We start from the raw sequence: 4,643 nt of genomic DNA on the forward strand, positions 1-4,643 counted from the left end.
GAAACTTTGCGACTGCGATTCATTCAGCAGCTGGTACAACTGGAATTATCATCCCTCCGAGTGTTCCATTAGTTTTATATGGAGTATCTGCAGGTGTATCGGTTAGTGGATTATTTATTGCTGGTATCTTACCAGGTATTATGATTGGTGTATCGCTTATGCTATTAGCATTTGTGATTACTACGATTAAAGGGTATGGTAGTGACCTTGAGAAAACAAATCTAAAGAAGGTTTGGGTTTCTTTCAAGAGAGCATTTTTGGCACTCATAATGCCTGTTATTATTTTAGGTGGTATTTACGGAGGAATCTTTACTCCTACAGAAGCATCTGTAGTAGCAGTAGTTTATGGTTTTATTGTAGGGGCATTTGTTTATAAGCAAATTAAATGGGCACAAATGAGGGAAATCTTAGTTTCCTCAGTTGTCACTACGTCTGTAATCTTATTTATTATTTCAACAGCAGGATTATTTGGAATGGTCTTAACGCGAGAGCAAGTACCACAATCAGTTGCGAACTTTATCTCTGCAATGGATACGTCACCAGTTATTATCCTATTAATTATCAACTTAGTATTACTAGCCGTTGGTACATTTATGGAAACGATTGCGTCGATTATCATATTAACACCAATCCTACTTCCTGTAGCAACAGCAATTGGATTAGACCCAATTCACTTCGGTATTATTATGATTGTTAACTTATCGATTGGATTAATTACTCCACCAGTGGGGGTATCATTGTTCATTGGTGCTAGGGTAGGTAACACTACCTACGAAGCTCTAGTAAAGGCGATTATTCCATTCTTATTAATTCTGATAGTGAATGTATTAATTATTTCATTCGTACCGGCTATTAGTTTAGGATTGTTAAAATAGTTATTACTACAAAGCTACCTATCACTTTAATGTGAGAAGGTAGCTTTGTTTTTAGAGAAATACTCTGAATTTGGAGGCCGCTGAAAAAGTGTGATTTTCACTTTTTCAGCGGCCTCTAAGTAATGTACGAAGCCGTTGCCTCTTCAAAAAAAAGCGCGCTATGAGTGGTTTTCTCATAGCAAGCGCGCAACGTGCGGACCATTACCACTTCTCGAATCGTCTAGATTGGACTTTTTCAATTCCCTCGAAATTTGGTGTATTGTCACTTATTATCCGCTTATTATGTAGTACAATAATGGAAGTATGAATTGAAGTACATTATAATAAAATGGTAGACAAGTACGTTATGTCTGTTAGGAGGCTTATATATATGTCGAAACAAAAATGTACAAAATGTGAACATGATTTATCTTGGAAGGCAATACAAGGTTCATTTTTAAGAGGATATCGTCCTATCTCTTGTCCAGAGTGCGGTACAGAGCATAAAGTTAAGGAACATTCAAAGCTAATTGTTGCGGTACTTGTAGCCTTTCCTCCTGTGTTCTTTATCTTAGTTCTTGCTTCAGCATTTGGCTTAACAGCCTATCAATCATTACTTGGCGTGTTTGTGTATCTAATGCTTATTGTTGCACTTATTCCAATGATCGTAAGGTATGAATTAGCAGAAAATCCTAGATGATTTATTATAAAGCTACTGAAAAGTTATACAAACTTAATCAGTAGCTTTTTTGGAATTTAGACTAGTAACAATATTAAAAAATCGACTGTAGTAATCAATTCATTTTTGAAAAGCATTTTTTCTCAACAAAGCGGAGGAAGCAATCATAAGATTTTTAAGTTTTAATTGTTGACTGTTAACAGTTGACAAGTAAACTAAATCTATGTTAAATTCTGAATATACAAAATATTTGTTTTGTTTGGAAGTTTTAGTGAAGAGAGCAAAGAGAGGTTACACATCTTTGCTTGGCAGGTTCTAGATGTAATCATATAATTTAGAAGAATTTTACGTGGAGGTGCATTTAAACAAATGAAAGCTGAATTGGTATTACCTAAACCACCAATATTTGATACTGTTGCTAAAGAACGACAACACCGAAAAGAACGGTTAGCCGCGTCCTTTCGATTATTTTCTAGATTTGGCTTCGATAATGGTTTAGCAGGCCATATTACAGTACGCGATCCTGAATTTACAGATTGCTTTTGGGTAAATAAATTTGGAATGCATTTTAGCCAAATCAAAGCATCCGATTTATTATTAGTCAATCATAAGGGAGAAATTCTAGAAGGTAACGGCGTTGTTAACGGAGCTGCACTTGCGATTCATACTGAAGTCCATCTTGCTCGCCCTGATGTAGATGCTGTAGCTCATACGCATTCAACTTATGGAATGGCATGGTCATCGTTTGGCCGTTTACTCGATCCGATTTCTCAAGATGCTTGTGCTTTCTATGATGATCATGGCTTGTTAGATGTATACAACGGAGTCGTCTTGGATTACAGTGAAGGCGAACAACTAGCTTCTACTTTAGGAGAGAAGAAAGCGATTATCTTACAGAGTCACGGATTACTTACAGTTGGAAAGACAGTGGATGAAGCTGCATGGTGGTTTATAACCATGGAAAAATGTTGCCAAGTTCAATTAATGGTCGAGGCAGCAGGTCAACCGAAACTTATTGACCCAGAAATAGCTCGAATGACTCGAGGCCAAATTGGAACAAGTCACGTTGGGTGGTATAGTTTCCAACCATTATGGGATCGTATTACAAAAGAACAACCAGATTTAGTAGAATAATAAATTTCTATTTTTATTAAAGGAGGAAGAATTATGGGAGTTATGTTAAATGGGAAAGTACAAGGAACGTCAGCATGGAAAGGGAAAGAACTATTAAAAGACGAATCATGGATATATTTTTGGTCAGAAGAAGCGATTGCTTCTCTTGAAAGCGCTTTAAAAAATGTCGAGCAAAAGGGACTCCAAGCACCAGACTTTACTAAGGAGGACTTCCCGATTCCTGACCTTGTTGATGAAATCGCTTACTTTGTTGAAGAATTAGAAAATGGAAGAGGATTTCTATTACTTCGCGGATTGCCAGTAGAAAAATATACGGAAGAACAAGCGAGCATCATTTATTATGGTATTGGGTTACATATGGGTATTCCAGTTTCACAAAACATTAAAGGTGACCTATTAGGTCATGTAAGGAATATTGGAGCAGTAGATACATCAAATGTTCGTGTGTACGAAACGAATGAACGTCTACCATATCATGCCGATTTATCTGATGTAGTCGGATTACTTTCTCTTCGTAAAGCGAAATCAGGTGGTTTAAGCAGCCTTGCAAGTGCCATGACTCTTTATAATGAAATTCAAGAAAAATATCCAGAGTACTTAGCGATTCTTTACCGTTATTTCCTAATGGAACATCTTGGTGACGGAGAGCCAGCGTTTACTCCGATCTTTAGCTACCACGATAGTAAACTAAGCGCACGTTACCTACGTAAATATATTGAGATTGCACAAGACAATGCAGGTCACCCATTATCGAAAGTGGAAGTGGAAGCTCTTGATATTATAGATTCGATTCTTCATGATGAGGATATTCGAGTAGATATGATGCTTGAACCAGGTGATATACAATTTGCGAATAACTATACAGTTTTCCATTCTCGTACTCAGTTCGAAGATCACGAAGATTTAGACCTCAGACGTCACTTATTAAGATTATGGCTGAAAATGCCTAATGCTAGAGAACTCGCTCCTGACTTCCCAGGTCGAAATGGAATTGCGAAACGTGAAGAAGCAGCTGGAGTGTAATAGCTGAACGATTTGAAATGGACATAGAATGCAAATACAATACATTATCACCTTGAAGTAAACACAGGACACTTCAAAGATTTAGTTGAAAGAATGATAACTGTAGAAAAAGTTTAATCAAGTAAAGTGGGAAACTATTCCCGCTTTACTTCACTATCTGTCAGGAGGAAGAAAATGTGGTCTAAAGGATTACGAGTCTTAAATCGCAGTATTGAAAATCTAACTGCAGTTATGTTAGCTACTATGGTTATCCTCATTTTTCTTCAAATTGTTTCGCGAGAGCTTTTAGGAAGTTCCTATGCTTGGACAGAGGAAGTTTCTCGTTATTTAATGATTTGGGTTACTTTTTTAGGAGCATCTTTTGCTTTCCAGCATGGTGCACATATTGGAATTGAGTATTTTAAATCAAAGCTACCATTACTGTTGCAAAAAATCTTTACAATTTTAGCTTTTATAAGCGGTTCTACATTTTTTTATTTTATGCTCGTGCATGGAGTAGCAATTGTTGAACGACAAATGGGGCAAACATCTGCGGCATTAAACCTCCCAATGGGGTATGCATATCTAGTTATTCCAATTAGTGGAGTATTAATGTTCATTAATCTATTAGATGTAACGTTGAAGTCTCTTAAAGGCAACGAACTTATCAATGAAGATACGTAAGAAAGGACTATAACGTATGGGCTCTTTATTATTATTTGTGATTTTACTAGTGTTATTTATAATAAGTGTACCAATTGCCATTGCTCTCGGTTTAGCATCTGTATTATACCTAATTATTATGACCGATATGCCTTTAATCTCACTACCTCAACGCTTATTTGCGTCATTAGATTCATTTCCTCTAATGGCAGCACCGTTTTTTATTTTAGCAGGTAAATTAATGGAGCATGGTGGAATTTCAGAAAGGTTAGTAGACTTTGCGAAAAGTATCGTAGGTCAAGTCAAAGGTG

The 4,643-nt window shown here is 36.5% G+C and carries 6 protein-coding genes; all 6 read left to right on the top strand.

Going from position 1 to position 4,643, the window contains the following annotated elements; all coding sequences use genetic code 11:
• Positions 1 to 875, top strand: an 875-nt coding sequence (locus tag CD003_RS21400) for a TRAP transporter large permease (RefSeq protein ID WP_142302914.1), incomplete at its 5' end; no start/stop codon positions are given.
• A gap of 370 nt (positions 876 to 1,245) precedes the next feature.
• On the top strand, positions 1,246 to 1,554 hold the full coding sequence (locus CD003_RS21405) for a TIGR04104 family putative zinc finger protein (RefSeq protein WP_179295490.1): 309 nt from the start codon (positions 1,246 to 1,248) through the stop codon (positions 1,552 to 1,554).
• Positions 1,555 to 1,902: 348 nt separating this feature from the next.
• On the top strand, positions 1,903 to 2,667 hold the full coding sequence (locus CD003_RS21410; protein WP_096200751.1) for a class II aldolase/adducin family protein: 765 nt from the start codon (positions 1,903 to 1,905) through the stop codon (positions 2,665 to 2,667).
• A 33-nt stretch (positions 2,668 to 2,700) separates the two neighbouring features.
• Complete coding sequence (locus CD003_RS21415) at positions 2,701 to 3,690, top strand: TauD/TfdA family dioxygenase (RefSeq protein ID WP_096200750.1); 990 nt, start codon at positions 2,701 to 2,703, stop codon at positions 3,688 to 3,690.
• 174 nt (positions 3,691 to 3,864) lie between these two features.
• Positions 3,865 to 4,353 carry a TRAP transporter small permease gene (locus CD003_RS21420; RefSeq protein ID WP_096200749.1) on the top strand — a complete coding sequence of 163 codons (489 nt, stop codon included), beginning with the start codon at positions 3,865 to 3,867 and terminating at the stop codon, positions 4,351 to 4,353.
• Between the two features lie 16 nt (positions 4,354 to 4,369).
• The coding region (locus tag CD003_RS21425; protein WP_142302915.1) for a TRAP transporter large permease subunit at positions 4,370 to 4,643 on the top strand (274 nt) is incomplete at its 3' end.

The organism is Bacillus sp. FJAT-45350 (assembly GCF_002335805.1).
GTDB lineage: Bacteria > Bacillota > Bacilli > Bacillales > NISU01 > FJAT-45350.

Coding starts and splice junctions, on each gene's coding strand:
- CD003_RS21405 (WP_179295490.1), top strand. CDS start 1,246: ATGTCGAAACAAAAATGTACAAAATGTGAACATGATTTATCTTGGAAG.
- CD003_RS21410 (WP_096200751.1), top strand. CDS start 1,903: ATGAAAGCTGAATTGGTATTACCTAAACCACCAATATTTGATACTGTT.
- CD003_RS21420 (WP_096200749.1), top strand. CDS start 3,865: ATGTGGTCTAAAGGATTACGAGTCTTAAATCGCAGTATTGAAAATCTA.
- CD003_RS21415 (WP_096200750.1), top strand. CDS start 2,701: ATGGGAGTTATGTTAAATGGGAAAGTACAAGGAACGTCAGCATGGAAA.